The organism is Streptomyces phytophilus (assembly GCF_013870535.1).
Lineage (GTDB): Bacteria > Actinomycetota > Actinomycetes > Streptomycetales > Streptomycetaceae > Streptomyces > Streptomyces phytophilus.
The window spans coordinates 1-4,110 of sequence record NZ_JACBXC010000512.1 but is presented as its reverse complement, the minus strand read 5'-3'; the positions used below and the strand labels follow the sequence as shown (position 1 = coordinate 4,110).

The window sequence follows — 4,110 nt, the reverse complement described above, 5'->3', positions numbered from 1 at the left end:
CGCGACTGCGAGCACGGGTGCGGACGCGGCGGACGCCGCGGCCCGCAAGCCGCGCCGCCGCCGTCGCCGCACCCGCAGCGGCAACGCGAGCGCGCCTGCGGCGGAGTAGCAGAACCCTTTCGGGCCCGGGCCGTACGTCACGACGTACGGCCCGGGCCCGCGGTGTGTCCGCGAGCGGGGACGGGGCCGCCGTACGTGGCGACCGCGACCCGCAGGGGTGAACCGCACGAGCGGCGCGGCCGGCGACCGGTATCCGTGTCGCGTGCCACCGGTGGTCCGGTCCGGCCGGAGCCGGCGTCCCGCCTCTTCCCCTGCCCGCGCCCGCGGAGCGGGGTAGGTGACCGGGGCACGTACAGCCGGGGCTAGGGTCGGGGGATGAGCAAGCCGCCGTTCGTCGCGTTGCCGGCCGGGGCCGAGGCCCTGCGGGTCGAGACCCCGCGCGGGGCGTTCGCCGCGCTGCGGGCCGGGCGGCCCGTACGCGGGACCGCGCTCCTGGTGCCCGGGTTCACGGGCAGCAAGGAGGACTTCATCGCCCTGCTCGAACCCCTCGCCGCCGCCGGCTACCGCGTGGTCGCCGTCGACGGCCGCGGGCAGTACGAGTCGGCAGGCCCGAAGGACGAGGACGCGTACACGCAGGACGAACTCGCTCAGGACGTCCTCGCGCTGGGTGCCGCACTCGGCGCCGCGGACGGCCCCCCGCCCCACCTCCTCGGGCACTCCCACGGCGGCCACGTCGCCCGCGCCGCCGTCCTCCGCGCCCCCGGCGCGTTCTCCTCGCTCACCCTCATGAGCAGCGGCCCCGGCATCGTCTGCGACGAGCAGCAGTCCCGCGCGAAGCTCCTCGCCGACGCCCTGACGACGTACGACATGGAGACCGTCTGGCAGGCCATGCGCGCCTTCGACCCGCCCGGCACCCCCGCCGTACCCGACGACGTCGCGGACTTCCTGCACCGCCGCTGGCTCGGCACCAGCCCCGGCCAGCTCGTCGCCACCGCCCGGCAGCTGTGCGAGGAGGCCGACAGGACCGCGGAGCTGGCCGGCGTGCCGCTGCCCGTACACGTGCTCACCGGCGAGTCCGACTACGTCTGGCCCGTGGCGCAGATGGACGACATGGCGCACCGGCTGCAAGCCCGTCGCACGGTCGTCGGCGGCGCCGACCACTCCCCCAACGTCGACCGCCCCGCCGAGACCGCCGCCGCGCTCGCCGCGTTCTGGTCGGCCGACCGGGCCGCCGGCTGACCGGACATCGTCCAACCTCAACCGCGGTTGAGGTCAAGTTACGCTGGCGGCATGACGCACCACCTGTCCCCGCGGGCCAAGGAAGCCACCATCGGCGAGCTGTCCGACCGCAGCGGAGTCCCGCAGTCCGCGCTGCGCTTCTACGAGCGCCAGGGCCTGATCAGCAGCCGCCGCACCTCCGGCAACCAGCGCCGCTTCTCCCGGGACACCCTGCGCCGGGTCGCGTTCATCCGCGCCTCGCAGCGCGTGGGGATCCCGCTGGCGGCGATCCGCGAGGCGCTCGCGGTGCTCCCGGAGGGCCGCACGCCGAACCGCGCCGACTGGGCGCAGCTGTCGGAAGGCTGGCGCAAGGACCTCAACACCCACATCCGCCGGCTGGAGCGGCTGCGCGACAACCTCACCGAGTGCATCGGCTGCGGCTGCCTGTCGCTCGACAAGTGCGCGCTGGCCAACACCGACGACCGCCTCGGCGAACGCGGCCCGGGCGCCCGCGGCCTCGGGGTGTGACGAGGCGGTACGCGCCTCACGCCTGCCGGATGAACTCCGTGACGCCGTTGGCGATCTGCTGTACCGCGATCGTCGCCAGCAGCATCCCGGCCAGGCGCGACACCAGGACGACACCGCCTTCCTTGATGACGCGGATGATCAGCAGCGAATAGCGCATCGTCACCCACAGCACGAGGTGGATGGCGACGATCGCCGCCCATACCGCCAGCTCCTCCTTCACCCCGGCCGCGTCCTGCACCGCCAGGATGACGGTCACGATCGCCCCGGGCCCGGCGAGCAGCGGCATCCCCAGCGGTACGAGGGCCGCGTTGACGTCCTTGGTCTGGGTTGGCTCCTCGGCCTTGCCGGTGAGCAGGTCGAGGGAGATCAGCAGGAGCAGCAGCCCGCCCGCGACCATCAGGGCCGGTACGGAGACGTGCAGGTAGTCGAGGATCTGCTGGCCGCCGACGGCGAACACCGCGATCACCCCGAACGCGACGGCCGCCGCCTGGAGGGCCATCTTGCGCTGCACCTTCAGGGGGCGGCCCGAGGTGAGCGCGAGGAAGATCGGCGTGGTGCCGGGCGGGTCCATGATCACGAACAGCGTGACGAAGACCGACCCGAAGAGGGCGAGATCGAACACGCGAGGAGCTTAAGGCGTCCCGCACGGATCGAACCCCGGCGGGCAGCCGCGCGCCACCCACCCCGCGGAGCGACGCGCCTGCCCACCGGGCCGCCCGGCTAGCGCTTGATCGGGGACGCGCCCGTGGCGCGGTCCACGATCTGCTCGTAGACCTCGGGGGCCGTCGTGAACTCGCCGAGGCGGCACGTCTTGCGGGCGCCGTGGTAGTCGCTGGAGCCCGTGGCCAGCAGGCCCAGGTCGGCGGCTGTGGCGCGGAGCTGGGCGCGGGTCTCCTCGTCGTGGTCCATGTGGTCCACCTCGATGCCGTCGAGCCCGGCCGCGGCCAGCTCCGCGACCGCGCTCTCCGGCAGGCAGACGCCGCGCTTGACCGCCCGCGGGTGGGCGAAGACCGTGACGCCGCCGGCGCCCTTGATCAGGCGGATGGCGTCGAAGGGGTCGAGTTCGTGCTTCTCCACGTACGCCCGGCCGCCGGAGCCGATCCACTCGTCGGTGAACGCGTCCTGCACCGAGTCGACGACGCCCGCCTCGACCATCGCGCTGGCCACGTGCGGCCGGGCGATGGCGCCCTCGCCGGCGATCTCCCGCACCCGCTGCCAGGTGAGGGGCACGCCCAGCTCGATCAGCCGCTCCGTCATCAGCCGCGCCCGGCGCACCCGGTCGTTGCGCACGGCGTCGCGCTCGCGGGTCAGCTCCGGCTCCTCGGGGTCGAAGAGGTACGCGAGCATGTGCAGGCTGACGCCGTCGAGGTCGCAGGACAGCTCCATGCCCGGGACGAGGGTCAGCCCGTCGGGCAGCGCCTCGATCGCCTCGGCGTGGCCGCCGACGCCGTCGTGGTCGGTGAGCGCGACGACGTCCAGACCCTCGGCCGCCGCTTTGCGCACCAGCTCGGCGGGGGTGTCCGTGCCGTCCGAATCGGCGGAGTGGGTATGCAGGTCGATGCGCACGGACGGTACCTCGCACGGGCTCGGGGTCGCTGGGAGGCACCCAGCTTACGGGCCGGGGCGGGTGTCCAACCGAGAAGGTGCGGCTTCCCCCACACCGGCCGCGCGCCCCCCGCTACAGCAACCGCGGCGACAGTGCCCCGCACGGCAGCAGCTCGATCTCCGCGCCGGCGTCCCGCAGATCGGTGAGCACCAGCTCGTCGTAGAGCAGCAGCCCGGACTGCTCCGGCCAGACCACCGCCCACAGCCACAGCCCGCGCGCCTCCCCGGCGAAGACGGCCCGGTCCGCGGGCACGCCGCCGACGTGCCACAGCGGGGTGGGCCGGCCGGCGGCGATGACCTTGGCGTCCGGCGGCTTGTCGGTGCACATGCCCGGCCCGGGGTCGGGGCCCTGGACGCCGGCGAAGCGCGCGCCGAGTCCTACGCCCAGCTCCTCGGCGACGAGGATCAGCTCGCCCGGCCCGCCCAGCGGGCCGGGTCCCGAGCAGGCGACGGCGGTGGCGCGGCCGCCGCTGCGGTCGTCGCCCGCGTTGGCGACGCCGGTGAACAGCCAGCCCAGGGGGAGCGGCCACGGCATCCACACCGGTACCTGCGCCCGGTGCACCACCACCCCCAGCGCCTCGACGCTGGGCGGTATGACGGGCTGCAGCGGCTGCACGGGTCCGTGCCGCTCACACTGCCACGAGTCGGTGAAGAGACCGGGCGCCCTGACCCGCCCGCCGCACTTCGGGCAACTGGGTTCGCCCCTCATAGGAACTTACGGTCCTCTCCGGCCGCCGCGCCGTCAAGGACGATCACCCG

General features: G+C 74.5%; 5 protein-coding genes. 2 read left to right on the top strand and 3 right to left on the bottom strand.

What is annotated here, in order from left to right:
- Positions 1-375 precede the first annotated feature (375 nt).
- Both H5J30_RS20335 and soxR read left to right on the top strand, forming a co-directional pair.
- Positions 376-1,239 carry an alpha/beta fold hydrolase gene (locus tag H5J30_RS20335; protein WP_181788834.1) on the top strand — a complete coding sequence of 288 codons (864 nt, stop codon included), beginning with the start codon at positions 376-378 and terminating at the stop codon, positions 1,237-1,239.
- A 51-nt stretch (positions 1,240-1,290) separates the two neighbouring features.
- Positions 1,291-1,746 carry a redox-sensitive transcriptional activator SoxR gene (gene soxR, locus H5J30_RS20330; RefSeq protein WP_018834994.1) on the top strand — a complete coding sequence of 152 codons (456 nt, stop codon included), beginning with the start codon at positions 1,291-1,293 and terminating at the stop codon, positions 1,744-1,746.
- 16 nt (positions 1,747-1,762) lie between these two features.
- Here the strand turns inward: soxR and H5J30_RS20325 are convergent, their stop codons facing one another.
- From H5J30_RS20325 to H5J30_RS20315, 3 genes are all read right to left on the bottom strand, one after another.
- A complete protein-coding gene (locus H5J30_RS20325) occupies positions 1,763-2,368 on the bottom strand; it encodes a MarC family protein (protein WP_181788833.1) in 606 nt (201 codons plus the stop codon).
- Between the two features lie 98 nt (positions 2,369-2,466).
- The gene (locus tag H5J30_RS20320) at positions 2,467-3,312 is read right to left on the bottom strand and encodes a PHP domain-containing protein (RefSeq protein WP_181788832.1); all 846 of its coding nucleotides are present in this window, start codon (positions 3,310-3,312) and stop codon (positions 2,467-2,469) included.
- Between the two features lie 112 nt (positions 3,313-3,424).
- A complete protein-coding gene (locus H5J30_RS20315) occupies positions 3,425-4,060 on the bottom strand; it encodes a DUF6758 family protein (protein ID WP_101421731.1) in 636 nt (211 codons plus the stop codon).
- Between the last annotated feature and the right edge of the window lie 50 nt (positions 4,061-4,110).